We start from the raw sequence: 17,118 nt of genomic DNA on the forward strand, positions 1-17,118 counted from the left end.
GAGAGTGCTGGGTGTCGTGGGGGGTGTCTCAGACGGTGTCACGGAATCATCTCCTTGTCTTCGGTGGTGGTGTCGCGGGTGTCGAGCCAACTGCGCCAACCTGTTCGGGTACGACGCCGCCAGCTGTCGTGGGAGTTCTCGCGTGCGGCGAGGGCGACCCAGTCGTTGTCGAACAGTTGCCGCAGCGCAGGGTTGCGTTCGATCACGGTGTCGATGCGGGAGAGCGGGGCCTGGATCACCGCGAGCAGTCGCTGGGGTTCGTGAATCAGCCTGTCGCCGAACCGGACCGATTGCCGGGGCAGCCCGAGGCGCAGATCGCCGACGTGTCCGGAGAGCACCCCTGCGTCGCCGACGACGTTGTGGATCGTCTTGCTTCCGGCGCCGAATGTATCCGGTGCCACCGTCGAGAAGTAGTACTGGCAGTTGATCCACTGCGCGACGACGAGCGGTGCGGTCATGATCGTCTCGAGCGCGGTGCCGTCGACATCGACGTCCGCATCGTAGGAGTGCAGGAAAGCCCGGCGCTGCAGGTCGATTCCGGCGCTGATCTCACGCGGGGCGACGATGAACGCGGCGTTGCCCGCCAGTCCCCATTCGGGGTACACCTGCGCCCAGTCCAGTGATCGCGAGGCGACGTGACGCGCAGCTCTGGCAGAGGACCGACGGCGCGGGGCACCGGGGAGCTCGGCGCAGCGCTCGGCAGCCAGTGCCTCACCCGTGCGGGCGAGATCGGCCTCCAGCCGGGCGATGTCGTCGCGATGACTGCTCGGGATCAGGTGGTGGTCCAGCACCGTGACCCGGTCGGTGGCGGTGTCGTGGACCGCTGCGACGACCAGGGTCTGCGCCGGGACGTCGATCCCTGCGCCCCGCAGTTCGTCGCGCACCGCGGGATCGTTGAGGATCAACGCAGCGGTGCGGGCATTCGGTCCGCCGCCCTGCCCGCCGCACGCACCGCAGTCCAGCGACGCCTGATACGGGTTGTTCTCCGTCGTGCTGTGGTGCCCGCAGAGCACCAGCAGGCGGCCGAAATCGCGGACCAGCCCTATCGACTGGAGAACCGTCTGCGCGAACAGGACTCGCTCGCCCAGCGGCATGCCGTCGATCGCGAGGACTGTCGCGGTCGACGGAGCGATGAGATCCCGCAGGCGATGCCGAAACTTGCCAACGGTGGCCGGTGCCGCGGTTTTCGCCGCCGCGAGTGGCGCGGCCAGCCAGCCGGCCGCTTCGGCGAGCGTGAAGGGCCCCGTCAGGGAGTGCTTGGCATGGTGGAATGCGGTCTCGGCGGCGGCGAGCTCGGTGGCGCCGCGGATCTGGCGTGCAGGGTTGGCTGCGGCGTGCTCGTGGACGTCGTGGTTCGGCGAGATCAGCACCGGGCACAGGTCGGCCGAGTCCCCGCCGAGCAGGCCCGTGAACCGGATGGCGACCGCGAAGAAACCGGCGAAGCCCAGGGTCTCGTAGCCGCCGTGACTCTCGAGATGCCGGCGCAACCCTTCCGAGCGGGTGTCGATGCAGGTGACGAGCTGCGTGTGGGCTCTTGTACGGGCGGGCAGCGTCGCATCCGCCAGCGCCGTGAGCAGCCGATTCTGGTAGTGGCTCTCGAACGCCTGCTGCCACACCATTTCACGGGCCGCGACCGGCATCGCAGCCAGAATGCGTGCGGCCGCGGTCAATTCACTCTCCGGCACCGCGGCGCCGATCGAGGTGGCCAGCAGCAGAGCTGCGCGATCGCGTGCGGTGGGAGTCGAGGGCCGACGAGGCTCCTGGGCCGGTGCGGGCGAGGGCTCCCGCACGAACGCGGCCTCGTAGCTCAACCGCATCGCCAGATACTGGAGCAGGTCGATGCCCGTGGCCCGGTCCGCGCCCCACTGGATGTGCGCGGCCCAGCCCGGCAACCGGGTCAGGTGTGCCTGCAGGTAGGTGACTCGCTCGTCGTCACCGACGCCCAGCGCGTCGAGCGCGCGCAGGATGGCGTCGTCGGCGCGCTCGGGAATGGCGATCATCTGCCGGCGCACCGCGCGTGGCAGCGTGCGTTCGGTGCGGACCAGGTCGCGCCACGCGGGATAGAAACCTTTGTCGCGGCCCGGCATCGGCCAGCTGCCGCCGCCGAGGAATGCGGCGCACCAGGTCGCCGCGTGCGCATCGATGTCGGCGGCGATGGCCGCGGAAGCCCGCTCCGCGTGGGTGACGAAGCGGCGCAGTGGTTGTGGGGCCGTGTCCCCGTGCAGCAGATCGGCGCGCAGGAGTTCGATCGCGGTCGTCGTGGCGCCGCCGACGTTCAGGTCGGGTTCGTCGGCCAGGTTGGGGTGGCGGCGGATCAGGACGTCGTCGAGGTCGGCGTCGGTGACACGGCCCTGCCGGTACAGCGCCCGGTAGAGCTCTTCGGGCAGCGTGCCGCGCATGCCGTACACGTCACTTGCGCGGCGCACTGCCTGCTCGAAAGGCATTGTCTGCAGGCCTGCCAGTGGGTTCACCGCGATGAAGGTGCCGAGCGGATAGTGGGTCGGCAGCGCGCGGGCGGCCAATCGGATGTCGCTGCGGAGCTGGGCACGCCGGGTGGCGAGGGCGGTGGTCATCGAGGTGCTCCTGTCGGGTGGAGGGTTCCGGCGGAAAGGGCGTGCGTGTAGAGCCGCGGTGAGGTGCGCAGGCTCGCGATCGCACCTAGCAGGATCAGGGCCGCGGCGAGCACTGCCCACACTGTGGCCGGTGACGCCGTCGGCGGGGGCAGCGCCGGTTGCAGGTACCGGCTGAGGATGCTGACCACCGCGACGTAGGCGATCGCGGCGGGTACCACCAGTGCTGTGGCGGTTGCGATTCCGCCAATCGTCGGCCGGCGGCGCAGCCAGCCCCACAGTGCGGTCGATCCGGTCACCCAGGCGAAGAGCAGTAGGGCGAATTCCGCGGCGTGCCCTTCCTGCCAGGTCGGCGCCAGCACGACACAGAGGGCAAGGGTGAGCGGCGGCAACAGGATCGCGGTGGCGGCGAAGGTCCACCGTCGAGGGCGGGTGAGGTCGGGCGGCGGAGGCAGCATGTGGTGGCGACGGCGCCGTGCGATCGCCGATCCGGAGGACAGGAACAGCGTCGCCTTGTAGAAGCCGTGTCCGATCAGATGGATCACCGCGGCGGCCCACAGCCCCAGGCCGCAGGTCAGCATCATGAAGCCCATCTGCGCCATCGTCGAATAGGCCAGCGCCCCTTTGATATCGGGCCTCACCAGCATCAGTACCGCGCCGTAGCCCATCGACGCCATGCCGGCGGCGATCACGACTCCGGACGCCAGGGGAGTCCCCAGCGCGCCGAGCTTCACCAGGAGCACGCCACCGCCGTTGACCACACCGGCGTGCAGCAGCGCCGACACCGGAGTCGGCGCCGCCAGCGTGGCCGGCAGCCAGCGGTGTAAGGGGATCTGCGCGGAGCGGGAGAGTGCGGCGATGACGATCAGCACGGCGACGAGGGGTTGCGTTGTCTCCATGGCGAATTCGTGGAGTCCCACCGCGATCCACAGTGCGCTGTCACCGATGCCGAAGGCAAGTGCCGTGCGCCGTACCCCGTCGCGGGCGGTCGGCAGCTCTCGGTAGGTGGCCAGCAAGAAGCAGAGGGCCACGCCGACACCGGTCCAGCCGATGGCGAGCCCGACGAGCGTGGTGGCCATGGCCATTGCTGCCGCTGCGGCAGTGAGAAGCAGTGCGCCGCAGGTGAACCAGGGAGCACGATCGTCGCCCGCCAGATAGCGGACCGCGAAACCCTGTGCGATGGCGGACACTCCGAAGATCAGGAGTAGCAGAGCTGTGGCCAGGTGGTCGCCTGCGATCGGCGCCGTGACGGCGGCGATCAGCAGTCCTACCGCCGCAGTGGCGGTTCCGAGGCGCGCCGAGATGAGGGGTGCGCGCCGCCCGAGCGTCGCGGACACCAGGGCCATGAGCGCAGGGGCGACGATCAGTGTCGTCGGAGCTGGAGCCGCGAAGGTGTCTAACATGCGAAGTAAATTACGTGTATTAAGTCTCACGTGTCAAGCTTCGTAAATTGTGACGTGGCCCAATTGCCGAAACCGACTACGCGAATCACCTATGCTGTGGCCGATGCCCGCCACACGGAGAAGCCCTGGCAAGGTGGCACCGCGCAAGGCGGCAGCCCCTCCCGCACCCGAGCCCGCGCAGGCGACGCGGACGTGGACTTTCCTGACCAATCACGGGCACGTGCTGCTGTGCCTGGCGCAAGGGCGATCCCTGACAGCGCGCGAGTTGAGTGTGTTGATCGGGATCACCGAACGGTCGGTTCAGACGATCCTCGCCGATCTCATCGCCGATGGGTACGTCGACAAATCGAAGGTCGGGCGCCGCAACAGCTACACGGTCAACCGCGAGGGTCGGATGAGGCACCCGGTCGAATCGGCGCACACCGTCGGGGAGTTGATCGACGCTCTGACATGACCTGCTGCCGGATGCTGTAACCGAGATTGCCGTCAGGGTCGTTCGCGCGACCCTCAAGGCAATCTCGCCCACAACACCCAGCAGCGGTGCTCCCTGGCCTGCGCCTGACACCTGATGTCGGTGTCTTCGGCCACGATTTGTTGCGTGACAGACATCGTTCGCGGCAGCGAAGCGCTATCCACCGGTGCGCTGACCCGCGGTGTGCTTCGGAGCCGATACCGCAGGCTTTTCCCCGATGTCTACATGCCGGCCACCACGGCGCCCACGCTGATGGACCGTATCCATGCCGCGTCGATCTGGTCTCGCGGACAGGGCGTCATCGCCGGCCGTGCGGCTGCCGCCCTGCACGGCGCCCGGTGGATCGGCGACGACGCACCGATCGAGATGATCCGTCGTTTCCCCCGGCCGCCACACGGAATCATCGTTCGCAACGAGAGCATCGAGCCCGACGAGATCTGCTCAGTCGACGGAGTTCAGGTCACTACTCCGCAGCGCACCGCGCTCGATCTCGCCCGTCACCACCCCCGCGTCGAGGCCGTGATCTGCCTCGACGACCTCGCTCGCGCCACGGGTGTCGAGATCGATGAGGTACAGGCGCTTGCCGACCGCTATCCGTCAGCCCGTCTGCTGGACCACGCGCGCGACACTGTGAATCTGATGGACGGCGGGTCGCGCACGCCGGCGGTCACGCGGGTGCGGCTCATTCTGCGCAAGCACTGGCCCATGGTGCCCCGGGCAGGGGTGCGTGTCGGATCGGCGGCTTGGGGTTTCGTCGATCTCGGCTATGAAGATCTCAAGATCGCCATCGACGTCAAAGACATGGATGGCGTCGATCTCTTCGTCAAGTTGCCGTACGGCAGTGAGTACCGCCCCGAGATCACGCACAAGATTCGCTACTCGAAGGAATTCGGGTGGATTCTCGTGGTCCTTCATCGCCAGAGCACATTCGGTGAGGTACTCGGTCGCGTTGGTCTGGCCCTCGATCAGCAGGGCTATGAGCGTCGCCGGGGTGGCACTCAACGGAATTGACCCGACAGACAACGGGCCCGACCGGTCATGTCCGGTCGGGCCCGTCGAGAGAGTCGTCTTACTGGTTGGCTTCCTGGCGCTTCTCGGCAGCCTTGGCGCCGGCACGGGCCGATTCGGCCTCGGCTTCTTTCTGCGCGACCTCGCGCTCGGCTTCGGCCTTGTCTTGCTGAGCCTTGCCCTCGCGCACCATGTCGTCGCGGCCGGCGACGGTGCCAACGGTCTCCTTCGCCTTGCCCTTGACGTCCTCGACGACGCCCTTGATGCCCTCTGCGGGACCGCTGTTCTCGTCGCTCATGATCACCTTTCAGCTGGTATATCGGCAACTGGCGCCCGAATCAGGCGCCGACCGGCCTGGGCTTCCCCTCGGTTACGCACCTAAACAGGTGACGCGCGTCTCACCGCGTACACACAGAATTGCGGTGACGCAACGCTTTTGGAGCCCGAGTTTGCGGTTTTGGAGCCTGGGGTATGGCTTGCGCACCATGTCAGTAACAGTTCTTCGGCGGCGCCCGAACACAGATTCCACGCTCGTCGAGACCGGCCGGAGCACCCATGAGTAGCGGCGACGCGCCCTGGGGTAGTCTCTCGGGGAAGTTTTCGGGAGGTCAGATGGCGCAGGGCGCGAGCCACGTCAACGGGAAGCAACACAGCGCCCAGTCCGTGGAGCTGCGGGTCGCCGCGACGCTGGAGAACCTGGCGGTGCTGCGCACCCTCGTCGCCGCCATCGGCACGTTCGAGGATCTCGACTTCGACGCCGTCGCCGATCTGCGCCTCGCTGTCGACGAGGCCTGCACGCGGCTCATCCGCTCTGCCGTGCCCGAGTCGACGCTGCTGCTGATCGTGGACCCGCAGCCGGAGGCGCTGGTTGTCCACGCGTCGACCACCTGCGACAGCCCCGACATCCTCGCACCAGGCAGCTTCAGCTGGCATGTTCTGAGCTCTCTGACCGATGAGGTGACGACGTTCTCCGACGGACAGTCACCGGAAGGCCAGGTCTTCGGCATCTCGATGACGACAAGGCGAGCGAGTTCGTTGCAGTGACCCGATCGTCCTCCCAGGGTTCGTCTTCGCGATCGAGCTCTGAATATGCGGACGTGGTCGCCATGTTCCGCAAACTGGAAGGCCTTGAGGCAGGGTCTCCCGCCTTCCAGCGTCAGCGTGACGCCATCGTCGAACGCTGCTTGCCGTTGGCTGACCACATCGCCCGCCGTTTCGACGGACGCGGCGAGCCGCGCGATGACCTCGTCCAGGTCGCGCGCGTCGGCCTCGTGAACGCAGTGATCCGGTTCAATGTCAACGCCGGTTCAGACTTCGTGTCCTTCGCCGTGCCGACCATCATGGGTGAGGTCCGTCGCCACTTCCGGGACAACAGCTGGTCGGTGAAGGTGCCGCGCCGGCTCAAGGAATTGCATCTGCGGCTCGGCGCGGCGACGGCGGATCTCTCGCAGCGTCTCGGCCGCGCGCCGACGGCGACTGAGCTCGCCGCCGAACTGGAGATGGATCGCGACGAGGTCATCGAGGGCCTGGTCGCGGGCAGTTCCTACAACACGTTGTCGATCGACAGCGGCGGCAGCGGGAGCAACGAGGACGCCCCGGCGATCGCGGACACGCTCGGTGACTTCGACATGACTCTCGATCAGATCGAGAACCGCGAGGCGTTGCGTCCGCTGCTCGAGGCCCTGCCGGAGCGGGAGCGCATGGTGCTGGTGCTGCGGTTCTTCGAGTCGATGACGCAGACGCAGATCGCCGAGCGGGTGGGCATCTCCCAGATGCACGTGTCCCGGCTGCTGGCGAAGTCGCTAACGCGGCTGCGAGATCAGCTTCAGTAACCGCGGGGGATCGCTGTGCACCGTGGTCAGCGCAGTGGCGACGTCGACGCAGATCGGCAGCGTGGAGTCCGGATCGCACAGGCGCAGTAGGCGGTCGACGGCAAGACTCGGGATCAGCGCCCATCGGATGTTCTCGCCGGCGCATTGCACGTTGAGGGTGTGCAGGGCGGAGAAGCCGGCGGTCGCGAAGAAGCTCAATCCGCTGAGGTCGATCACCAACCACTGGGTCTGCTTTGCATCCCGCAGGGCGTACTTGACGAAGGAGTTGCCGTTCGCGGCGTCGAGTTCACCGTACGCGGAGACGACCGCCGTCGACGGCTGTGGTCGCCGGGTCTGGAACTGCGCGGAGTGACACGTGTGCGTGTCGAGTTCCGCGTCCGGCGGTACAGGGGGCGCTTCAGCCACGTCGGCTCCATCAGTCGAAATGGGATTCGGGTCTGTGGTCGCGCCAAGGGGGCAGAGAGACAAAGAAGCCTGCGCGGGAATTGCAGACCCGCGTGACGATGACGTTTCCTCACAAGGGCTGGTTCGTCAACCCGTGGTCTCGACCATACGCGCACGCGGTGATCTTGGACAATGACTTTCAGCAGTTGTTCACAATTGCCGGCCAGGTAGATGTCAAAATTGTCACACTATCGAGGGGCTGTAGCGAAAGTGTTTGACAGCCAACAACATTCGGACGCCGGTGTGGTTCTGGCAGCGGGTGCCGGAACACGCTTCGGCATGCCCAAGGTGCTTGCTGACAGTGGCGAGTGGTTGGTGTCGGCGGTGGCGGCTCTGCGAGAGGGTGGCTGCGCCGAGGTTGTCGTGGTCCTCGGTGCGGCGGTCGACGGGGTGGCGATCCCGCAGTCCGCGTCGGCCGTCGTCGCCGCCGACTGGGCCGACGGATTGAGCGCATCGGTCCGCGCGGGCGTGCTCGCGCTCGAGGATGAGAGGGTCGAGAACGCGGTTTTCCTGCCGGTCGACACTCCCGACGTCAACGCCGCGGCGGTGCGGCGCGTGCTCGCTGCCGCTCGGAGCGCCGGCCTGGCGCGGGCGAGCTATGCGGGCAGGCCCGGACACCCGGTCGTCATCGCGCGCCGGCACTGGGCCGCGTTGCTCGACACGTTGGCCGGGGACGAAGGAGCGGGCCCGTTCCTGCGGTCCCGCGACGACGTCGTCATGGTCGACTGCGCCGATCTGTGCTCCGGCGCCGACATCGACAGCCGGTGATGTCCACCGATCGGGGGACATGACGATCCACCGGTATATGGCCTGATCACCGGACATACTTCGGGCTCTCGGCAGGCGAAGGTTGAGTCATCACCGCAACGAAGGAGACTCACCATGAATCGCATCGCCCGCACCCTCGCCCTGCCCCTGCTGTCGGCGGGAATCATCGGCGGCGCCGCACTCGGTTTGGCCGGCCCCGCGAGTGCCGCGATGACCGTCAACGACGACGGCAGCATGGTCGCTACGCCGGACACCGTCGCGCAGCCGTGGGTCGGGTGGCCGCGGGTGGGTTACGGCTACTACTACTGGCCGCAGCAGAGCTTCTCCACGCCCAGCTGGTCGATCCAGCAGAGCCACTGACCTCGCCGGAAGCACGTGATGGTAAACGAATTTGCTGTAGGCTCCGACCTGATATTGACGGCCAAGTCAGTCGTTGTTACCCGCGCCATTCCGTGAGGTTTGCTGTTTAGGTCGCCCGTGACCATCTCCCGATCAATCAGTACACCCACAAACGATATTCCGGGATCTGGCGAAGTCTGTATGTCAGCTAATAGTTAGCTGTACAGTTCGTCGCACAACCAAATGAGGGGGGTTTGTCGGTGAGTGCTGTCAGTGCCAGTGTTCGGCTGGGTTTGGCGTCGGCGGGGGTGGGCGCGGGTCTTCTGGGTTTCGCGCTGCTGGGGTCTGAGATCGGATCAGCAGCGGCGGACTCCGGCGAGACGTCGGCGTCAGCGTCAGCGTCAGCCGATGGTGCCGCGGGCCCGTCGGCGAAGGCCGATCGCAGGGAACGGATCGCCGAACGCAGATCTGCGGCGCAGCGCGCTCGCAACGAACGGACTGGCGTCGATGCGGAGTCGCCCTCCGAGGACCGGGCCGCGCGCCGGGCAGAGGCTCAGCAGGAGCGGGCCGATCGCGCGGCGAAGAAGATCGATGAACTGGTGGCCGGCGCGGAGGCCCGCATCGATGCGCGGCCGGCGAGCGACACCAGGAAAGCTCAGCTGAAAGACCGCGTGGCTCGCGTGCAGCGAACCTTCTTCAACCAGGCGCCGACAGTCGCTCCGGTCCAGGTCAGCGGTGTCGTCGACGGGCCGATCACCGGAACCGTCGGCGGCGTCGACCCCGACGGTGACCGCATCGTGTACCGCGTGGCCAAGGGTCCCGCGGCGGGCGAGGTGACGCTGAACCGCGACGGGACGTACACCTACACGCCCGGTGCGGGCTTCACCGGAGTCGACACCTTCGTCGTGACGGCCCGTGATGTGGGGTCGAACATCAACCTGCTCAACGTGTTCCGGCCTGGCGTCACAGTGGCCGACAGCCTGATCAACCAGGGCGCCGTCACCTTCGACTTCCGTTACGAGGAGGGTGCGGAGAACTGGACGCCGGACCGGCGGGCCGCGCTCAACCGGGTCGCCGAGAACATCACCGAGTACCTGCGGGTCACCGCGCCCGTGACTCTCGTCTACCGGATCGCCGGTGCCAACGATCCGCTCGACAGCTGGTTGGCCGATGCCGAGAGTGACCTGGTGAGCCAGGACCCCGGTTTCTGGCGGACGGTGGTGCAGAACAAGATCATCGCCGGTGTCGACTCGAACGGCGACGAAGCCGACGGCCGGATCGCGTGGAACTTCGCCTTCCCGACCGCCGTCGGCGATGTCGTCACGGGCGAGGACTACGACTTCACCAGCATCGTCATGCACGAGCTGATGCACTCGTTCGGCATTCTGGGGGTCGCCGGCCCGCCGGGAACCAACACTGACCGCCGCAGCTGGTCGGTGTGGGACAGCTTCATGGTGTCCGCCGACGGCACCGCGCTGATCCAGACGGACTTCACCTGGCCGGCGAGCTCGGATCCCTATCTGCTCGGTGCGGCCGGCGGTCTCAACTTCGGGGGCGCCAACGCGGTGGCGGCCTACGGCAGGCCGGTGCCGGTCTATTCGCCGACGACGTGGGCGGAGGGCAGTTCCGGCTCGCACCTGGACACCAAGACTTTCACCGGCGACAACTTCCAGCTGATGAACCATGCCATCAAAGGCCAAGGTCAGCTCGGCGTTCGGGTGCTCAGTCCGATCGAGATCGGCATTCTGCGCGATCTCGGTTATGTCGTCGTGGCGCCGGTGACCGTCACCGCGGCGGTGTCATGAGGGGAAGAGGGGGACAGGTCCTGGGTAGGTCGGATCAGTTCGCGGTGCGGCGCTGGCTGACCCTGGGAGCCGCGTCGGCGGGGGTGGGTGCGGCGCTGTGGGGCGCATCCCTGGCCGGGCCACAGGTCGGCGTGGCCTCGGCGGACACGGAGACATCGGTGTCGGCACCGGCCGGTGAGACGACGGGCCCGCCGTCGGCAACGGCGCGAGCAACGCGAGCCGAGCGGATCGAGAAGGCGCGAGCCGAACGAGCCGAGAAGTCCGAGGCACGGCGGCAGCAGATGCTCGACAGGCGCAACGCCGACGTCGACGATGCCGACGAACCCGCGCTCACCCCCCGGCAGGCGCGGCAGGAGCGCGCCGCGGCGGTGATCAACCAGATGACCGCCGCAGCACTCGAACGCATCGACGACAGGCCGGTCAGCGACGAGCGCAAGGAGCAGCTGGAGAAAAGACTCGCGAACACCCGTCGGACGTTCTTCAACCAGGCGCCCACCGTCAATCCAGTGCAGGTCAGCGGCGTCATGGACGGGCCGATCAGCGGCACGGTCGGCGCGGAGGACCCGGACGGGGACCGCTTGAGGTATCGACTGGTCAAGGGTCCGTCGACGGGCACGGTGACGATCGGCAAGGACGGTTCGTACACCTACACACCGGGTGAGGGTTTCACCGGTGTCGACACGTTCGTCGTCGCCGCCAGAGACCTCGGGCTGCACGTCAACCTGCTCAACTGGTTCCGCCCCGCAGTCACCCGCGCGGAATCGATCATCAACCATCGGGCGATCACGTTCGCGTTCACCTATGCCGGTCTCGACGAATGGACGGCGGATCGCAAGGCGGCGTTCCAACGGGCGGCTGACTACATTGCGGGGTTCTTCGTGGTGAGAACGCCGATCGTGCTGTCCTACGAGCTCACTGCGATCAACGATCCCGGTTACGACGTCACCGCAGATACACTCGCCGCCTTCACCGAACCCCCCGGCTTTCTGCAGACCTCCATCCAGCACGAGATCATCACCGGCGTCGACGTCGAAGCCGGCGCCACACAGGCGTTCATGAACTGGAATTTCGCCTGGAAATGGGCGACCGGTGATGTCGTGGCCGACGACGAGTACGACTTCCAGAACACCGCGCGCCACGAGCTGCTCCACTCGTTCGGCATCTACTCGCTGATCAGTTCGGACATCGGATACTGGTCGGTCTACGACAGCTTCCTGACCACCGAGGACGGGACCTCGCTCTTCGGTCCGGACGGCAAGCTCCGCCCCGACGCCCAGGAGTACATCGACGGTCTCAACGGCGGCGCCTACTTCGGCGGCCCGCACGCGATCGCCGCCTACGGCAAGCCGATCCCGCTCTCGAAGGCGGGGTTGCCGTCTCACCTGGACCGCTTCGTGTTCTCCGGCGACGACTTCAAGCTGATGAACGACAAGAGTCCTGGGTCGGGATGGCACGACGTGCGCTACATCAGCCCGATCGAATACGCCATGCTGCAGGACATCGGCTTCACGCTGCGGCCTGCGCCGATCAGCTGAGCATCGCCTCGGCGAAGCGGGCCACCGCCTCGGCCCCGGTCTGTGCGGCCTGCTCGTGGCCGGGGCGCGCGCGGGTGGCGACGGTGTGGCTGGCGGGGTCGAGGGTCACCTCGGCGAGCAGCTCACCGGTCGTGGGCTCGCAGATCGCCCAGGTGAACAGAGTCTCCGCGGTCCACTGGGCATTCGCCTGCGACACGTAGTCAGCTCGGTGTTCGCCGAGGTCGGCGAGCGCTGGGCGGTCGTCGACTCGATCGTCGGCCCGCAGCGCGCGCAGGTACCACGTGCCGGCGTTGATCTCGACGGGCTCCACGGGTCAGCTCGCCGACTGCACGGTTTCTGACGGAAATCCGCGGAAATCCATCAAAAACCGCGCGTTCGGCGCGAGGGTCACTCGCCCTTGAGCTCGCAGAGGACGGTGCCCTGGGTGATCGCGGCGCCGGGCTCGACGGCCAGGCCGGTCACGACGCCGTCCTTGTGGGCGGTCACGGGGTTCTCCATCTTCATGGCTTCCAGCACGGCGATCAGCTCGCCGGCAGCCACGGTCTGGCCTTCCTCGACCGCGACCTTGACCACGGTGCCCTGCATCGGTGCGGTCACCGAGTCGCCCGACGCGGCCGCTCCGCCGCCGCCACCACGCTTGCGCGGCTTGGGCTTCTTGCGGATGGCACCCGACGGCGATCCGCCGCCGTTGCCGAGCGCGAGGTCGCCGGGCAGCGACACCTCGAGGCGACGGCCGCCCACCTCGACGACGACGGTCTGCCGGGGCAGCGTGTCTTCTTCGGAGATCGGGTCGCCGCCGGTGAACGGTTCGACGGTGTTGTTCCATTCGGTCTCGATCCACCGGGTGTGCACGTCGAACTTGGTGCCGTCACCGATGAACGCGGGGTCGGAGACCACGGCGCGGTGGAACGGGATCACGGTGGCGAGGCCTTCGACGTGGAACTCGGCCAGGGCGCGCCGCGAGCGCTCGAGCGCCTCTTCGCGGGTGGCGCCGGTGACGATCAGCTTCGACAGCATGGAGTCGAACTGGCCGCCGATCACCGAGCCCGCCTCGACGCCGGAGTCCAGGCGCACGCCCGGGCCGGTGGGGATGTCGTAGCGGGTGACGGGGCCGGGGGCGGGCAGGAAGCCGCGGCCGGCGTCCTCGCCGTTGATCCGGAACTCGAACGAGTGGCCGCGCGGGGTCGGGTCCTCGGTGATGTCGAGCGGCTCGCCGTTGGCGATCTTGAACTGCTGACGCACCAGGTCCAGGCCCGAGGTCTCCTCGGTGACGGGGTGTTCCACCTGCAGGCGGGTGTTGACCTCGAGGAAGCTGATCAGGCCGTCCTGGCCGACGAGGTATTCGACGGTGCCTGCGCCGTAGTAGCCGGCTTCCTTGCAGATGCGCTTGGCGGACTCGTGGATCTCTTTGCGCTGCGCGTCGGTCAGGAACGGCGCTGGCGCCTCCTCGACGAGCTTCTGGAAGCGGCGCTGCAGCGAGCAGTCACGGGTGCCGGCGACGACGACGTTGCCGTGCTGGTCGGCGATCACCTGGGCTTCGACGTGGCGTGGCTTGTCGAGGTAGCGCTCGACGAAGCATTCGCCGCGGCCGAACGCCGCGATGGCCTCACGGGTGGCCGAGTCGAACAGCTCGGGGATCTCTTCGCGGGTGCGGGCCACCTTCATGCCACGTCCACCGCCGCCGAACGCGGCCTTGATCGCGATCGGCAGGCCGTGCTCATCGGCAAAGGCGAGGATCTCGTCGGCGTCCTTGACGGGCTCCGCGGTGCCCGGCACCAGCGGCGCTTCCGCGCGGGCGGCGATGTGGCGGGCGGTGACCTTGTCACCGAGGTCGCGGATCGACTGCGGGCTGGGCCCGATCCAGATCAGCCCGGCGTCGAGGACGGCCTGGGCGAAGTCGGCGTTCTCGGACAGGAAGCCGTAGCCGGGGTGCACGGCATTGGCGCCGGATTTGGCGGCGGCATCGAGCAGCTTCTCGAACACCAGGTAGGACTCCGCAGAGGTCTGCCCGCCGAGAGCGAACGCTTCGTCGGCCAACCGGACGTGCGGGGCGTCGGAGTCGGGCTCGGCGTACACCGCCACGCTCTCGAGTCCGGCGTCCTTGCATGCTCGGATCACCCGGACGGCGATCTCCCCGCGGTTGGCGACGAGCACCTTGGAGATCCTTGAGCTGGCGTGAGTGGCCACTGCGCCTCCTGATGGCATGTCGATTCTAAGAGCGTCTTAAAGAATGTATCCCGAGGGAGTTTAAGCGCCGCAATCCGAGTCTCGGCGAGCCGGTCCCTTACCCGCCAGTAACTCTCAGCGGACCGGCGGCGCGAGGGTGGACTCGAGGATGTCCAGGGCGTTGCCGAGCGACTCTTCGGGCAGCGGTTCTCCGTCGGAGACGGCCATCAGCACGCCGATGATCGCGCCGGCGATGACGCGGCGCTCCGCCAGGCCCAGTGACGGTCCCGGGCGGTACTGCAACGCGTCGGTCATCAGAGCCATCAGCTCGGTGTATTCGGCGTAGAGCACGCCGCGCGTCTCGTGCAGCGAATACAGCATGTGCTGGGCGACGATGGTGTCGTGCCGGTCGTCGTCGCTCAAGCCGGCGAAGTAGGCGTTGACGGCGTGCCGGTACGCCGCGACGGGGGACAGGTGGGCGGGGGCATCGCGGAACGCGGCGACGATCGGTTCGGCCTGGTCGCAGATCAGTACGGCTTCTTTGGTGGCGTAGTAGCGGTAGAAGGTGCGGGCCGAGACGTCGGACGCCGCGGCGATCTGCTCGATGGTGGTGTTGGCGAACCCCTGCTGTTCGAACAGGTGGATTGCGGCCCGCCGGATGGCGCGGCGGGTGGCAATCTTCTTGCGGTGCCGCAGACCCCGCGGCGGCTCCGAGATCGACATCTGACCAGTGTGACGCTTTCGAATCGTCGCTGTCTGGCGGTCGCCGTGACGGATCGGTCACTTTGCGTCGGAGACGTAGTGGTGGACGCGGTTTCCGCCGGCACGCTTGGCCTGATACATCGCGACGTCGGCCTGCGCGGTGAGCCGCTGCAGGGTGTCGACGATGTTGGTGCTGTCGATGCCGGCGGTGTCGATGGCGGCCGTACCGACGCTGGCCGTCAACGAATGTCTGCCCAACGTGATGGCGTGTCGGGCGCGCTCGGCGAGTGCGGGGATCTGCGTGGCGGCGACGATGTCGGCGACGAGAAACTCTTCACCGCCGACCCGGCCGATGGCCGACGATGCGGGCATCTCGGCGGTGAGCGCGTGGCCGATCGAGACGAGCGCGTCATCACCGGTGCTGTGCCCTTTGGCGTCGTTGAGCGCCTTGAAGCGATCGAGGTCGATCATCACCAGTACGAGGTGGGAGCCGCTGTGCTGACCGTCGAGGACCGCTCTGACGACTTCACGCTCGAACGAGCGGCGGTTGAGTAGTCCGGTCAGCGGGTCACGGTCGGATTGGATGAGGTCGATTCCGAGTGCGTGGACGGCGATCTGGAAGACCAGCGGCACAACGGCATTGAGTTGCAGAACGAGGACGATCATCGAGGCGGCCAGGATCGCCTGCCCGTCGCGGATCAGGTCGACGGAGTGGTAGCCCGCGACGGCCAGCGCGACCGCGAAGTTGACGGCGACCAGCCGGCTGGAATGGAAGAACGCGAAGTAGATGCCCGGCAGCGCCAGCGCCGTGCATCCGACGAGGCCGATGCTCGGTACGCCGGCAATCCAGGTCGACGCGGCGACGCTGGCCGAGAAGCACAGGCCGTAGGCGATCGACTGGCCGCGGGTGGGCCAGCGCGCCAGCCACAGCACCAGCCAGCCGAGATGCACGGCCGCAACGACCACGCTGACGACGAGGAAGACGCGGCCGTGCACTTGGCCCGGGTCGTAAAGGGCGTTGAGCGGGAACAGGACTGCCGCGCCGGAGATCATGGCCATTCCGATGCGGACCGGACGGTCGAAACGGCGGGCGTGCAGGTAGCCCGACAGCCAGTCGTACTGGTCGGGCAGTGCCCACCACTGCTGCGCCGCGCTCACCGATACCCCCTCCGTCACTCCACGTCGATGACGTGCACCTGCACGCCGGCGGCCGAGATGCGTTCGAGTTGGTCGCGGTCGGCCGTGGAATCGGTGACGAGGTGGTCGATCTGGGCCGGTGCGACCATCTTGGCCAGTGTCACGTTGCCGATCTTGGACCCGTCGACGGCGACGACGACGCGCTGGGCGTTGGATGCCATCGCGATCGCGGTGCGGGCCTCGGCCTCGTCGTAGGTGGTGGCGCCGATCTCGGCCGACATTCCGTCGGCGCCCAGGACTGCGGTGCCGACGGTGATCACCTGGAACGCGTGCTCGGACATCGGGCCGACGGCCTCCAGTGAATTCGCGCGGACGAGCCCGCCGGTCGCGATCACCTTCATGTGGGCGTCGACGGCGCAGTCGGCGGCGATGGTCAACGAGTTGGTGACGACGGTGATGTGGCGTCGCCCCTTGAGGGCGCGGGCCACTTCACCGGTGGTGACGCCGCCGGTGAGTGCGACGGCCTGCGGACCGGGCGGGATGAGCGCGGCGGCGTGCTGGGCGATGCGGCGCTTGATCGCGACCATGCGGTGGTCGCGCAAGCGCACGGGGATCTCGCTGCCGCTGGGGTCGAGAGCCTTCGCGCCGCCGTGCGTGCGGACCAGCAGGCCCTGCTCCTCGAGTTCGGCCAGATCGCGGCGCAGTGTGGCGGGGGAGATGCGCAGTTCGGTGCACAGCACGGTCGATGCGACCTCGCCGCGGTCCCGCAGTACGGACAGCACCTCCCGCATCCGGTCGGTGCGCTTGATCGACATCGGGGAACTCCTCGGAATGAGCGAGCGATCAGTTTTCCTGATCGTTTGACCGATTGGTATTGCGCGTTCGCCAGGGAGCTTCTCATAGTCGAGTGATGCACCGCACACATCTGGCGAAGGGA

The 17,118-nt window shown here is 67.5% G+C and carries 17 protein-coding genes; 8 read left to right on the plus strand and 9 right to left on the minus strand.

Translation table 11 applies throughout. The annotated features are described in order from the left end of the window. Positions 1-38 precede the first annotated feature (38 nt). Positions 39-2,573: a DUF2309 domain-containing protein gene (locus tag ACZ50N_RS06820; RefSeq protein ID WP_464474968.1), complete on the minus strand. Its 2,535-nt coding sequence runs from the start codon at positions 2,571-2,573 to the stop codon at positions 39-41. After that, complete coding sequence (locus tag ACZ50N_RS06825; RefSeq protein WP_464474969.1) at positions 2,570-3,973, minus strand: proton-conducting transporter transmembrane domain-containing protein; 1,404 nt, start codon at positions 3,971-3,973, stop codon at positions 2,570-2,572. Before ACZ50N_RS06825 ends, ACZ50N_RS06820 begins: the two co-directional genes overlap by 4 nt. 103 nt (positions 3,974-4,076) lie before the next feature. On the opposite strand from ACZ50N_RS06825, the gene ACZ50N_RS06830 reads away from it, so the two are divergent. Continuing rightward, the gene (locus ACZ50N_RS06830; RefSeq protein WP_236693894.1) at positions 4,077-4,427 is read left to right on the plus strand and encodes a helix-turn-helix transcriptional regulator; all 351 of its coding nucleotides are present in this window, start codon (positions 4,077-4,079) and stop codon (positions 4,425-4,427) included. Between the two features lie 144 nt (positions 4,428-4,571). Further along, entirely contained in the window at positions 4,572-5,456 is an 885-nt protein-coding gene (locus tag ACZ50N_RS06835) for a type IV toxin-antitoxin system AbiEi family antitoxin (protein ID WP_464474970.1), read from the plus strand. A 58-nt stretch (positions 5,457-5,514) separates the two neighbouring features. Here the strand turns inward: ACZ50N_RS06835 and mbp1 are convergent, their stop codons facing one another. Next, positions 5,515-5,751, minus strand: coding sequence for a microaggregate-binding protein 1 (gene mbp1 / locus ACZ50N_RS06840; protein ID WP_046364325.1), 237 nt, complete (start codon positions 5,749-5,751; stop codon positions 5,515-5,517). Positions 5,752-6,065: 314 nt separating this feature from the next. On the opposite strand from mbp1, the gene ACZ50N_RS06845 reads away from it, so the two are divergent. Both ACZ50N_RS06845 and ACZ50N_RS06850 read left to right on the plus strand, forming a co-directional pair. Next, positions 6,066-6,497: an ATP-binding protein gene (locus tag ACZ50N_RS06845; RefSeq protein WP_046364316.1), complete on the plus strand. Its 432-nt coding sequence runs from the start codon at positions 6,066-6,068 to the stop codon at positions 6,495-6,497. Between the two features lie 62 nt (positions 6,498-6,559). Next, complete coding sequence (locus ACZ50N_RS06850; protein ID WP_413783376.1) at positions 6,560-7,285, plus strand: RNA polymerase sigma factor SigF; 726 nt, start codon at positions 6,560-6,562, stop codon at positions 7,283-7,285. Here ACZ50N_RS06850 and ACZ50N_RS06855 read toward each other — a convergent pair. Next, positions 7,256-7,690, minus strand: a complete 435-nt coding sequence (locus ACZ50N_RS06855) for an STAS domain-containing protein (protein WP_046364314.1) — start codon at positions 7,688-7,690, stop codon at positions 7,256-7,258. The genes ACZ50N_RS06850 and ACZ50N_RS06855 overlap by 30 nt on opposite strands. A gap of 210 nt (positions 7,691-7,900) precedes the next feature. Between ACZ50N_RS06855 and ACZ50N_RS06860 the strand changes: the two genes are divergently transcribed. The 4 genes from ACZ50N_RS06860 to ACZ50N_RS06875 all read left to right on the plus strand — a co-directional run bounded on the left by ACZ50N_RS06860 (position 7,901) and on the right by ACZ50N_RS06875 (position 12,176). Further along, positions 7,901-8,497, plus strand: a complete 597-nt coding sequence (locus ACZ50N_RS06860) for a nucleotidyltransferase family protein (protein WP_464474971.1) — start codon at positions 7,901-7,903, stop codon at positions 8,495-8,497. Between the two features lie 114 nt (positions 8,498-8,611). Beyond that, entirely contained in the window at positions 8,612-8,857 is a 246-nt protein-coding gene (locus tag ACZ50N_RS06865; RefSeq protein WP_048422308.1) for a hypothetical protein, read from the plus strand. 239 nt (positions 8,858-9,096) lie between these two features. After that, positions 9,097-10,641: an Ig-like domain-containing protein gene (locus ACZ50N_RS06870; protein WP_464474972.1), complete on the plus strand. Its 1,545-nt coding sequence runs from the start codon at positions 9,097-9,099 to the stop codon at positions 10,639-10,641. Between the two features lie 44 nt (positions 10,642-10,685). Then, on the plus strand, positions 10,686-12,176 hold the full coding sequence (locus ACZ50N_RS06875; RefSeq protein ID WP_464474973.1) for an Ig-like domain-containing protein: 1,491 nt from the start codon (positions 10,686-10,688) through the stop codon (positions 12,174-12,176). On the opposite strand, the gene ACZ50N_RS06880 is transcribed toward ACZ50N_RS06875, so the two are convergent. The 5 genes from ACZ50N_RS06880 to ACZ50N_RS06900 all read right to left on the minus strand — a co-directional run bounded on the left by ACZ50N_RS06880 (position 12,169) and on the right by ACZ50N_RS06900 (position 16,996). After that, positions 12,169-12,486, minus strand: a complete 318-nt coding sequence (locus ACZ50N_RS06880; RefSeq protein WP_464474974.1) for a hypothetical protein — start codon at positions 12,484-12,486, stop codon at positions 12,169-12,171. The genes ACZ50N_RS06875 and ACZ50N_RS06880 overlap by 8 nt on opposite strands. A gap of 77 nt (positions 12,487-12,563) precedes the next feature. Further along, positions 12,564-14,363 (minus strand): acetyl/propionyl/methylcrotonyl-CoA carboxylase subunit alpha, encoded by a 1,800-nt coding sequence (locus tag ACZ50N_RS06885; protein ID WP_046364308.1) that lies wholly within the window; start codon positions 14,361-14,363, stop codon positions 12,564-12,566. 114 nt (positions 14,364-14,477) lie between these two features. Next, a complete protein-coding gene (locus ACZ50N_RS06890; RefSeq protein ID WP_133413469.1) occupies positions 14,478-15,065 on the minus strand; it encodes a TetR/AcrR family transcriptional regulator in 588 nt (195 codons plus the stop codon). A 57-nt stretch (positions 15,066-15,122) separates the two neighbouring features. Beyond that, positions 15,123-16,202, minus strand: a complete 1,080-nt coding sequence (locus tag ACZ50N_RS06895; RefSeq protein ID WP_073682747.1) for a GGDEF domain-containing protein — start codon at positions 16,200-16,202, stop codon at positions 15,123-15,125. 14 nt (positions 16,203-16,216) lie between these two features. Next, entirely contained in the window at positions 16,217-16,996 is a 780-nt protein-coding gene (locus ACZ50N_RS06900) for a DeoR/GlpR family DNA-binding transcription regulator (protein WP_046364305.1), read from the minus strand. Positions 16,997-17,118 lie beyond the last annotated feature (122 nt).

The sequence above is a fragment of the Mycolicibacterium obuense genome, from assembly GCF_055397605.1.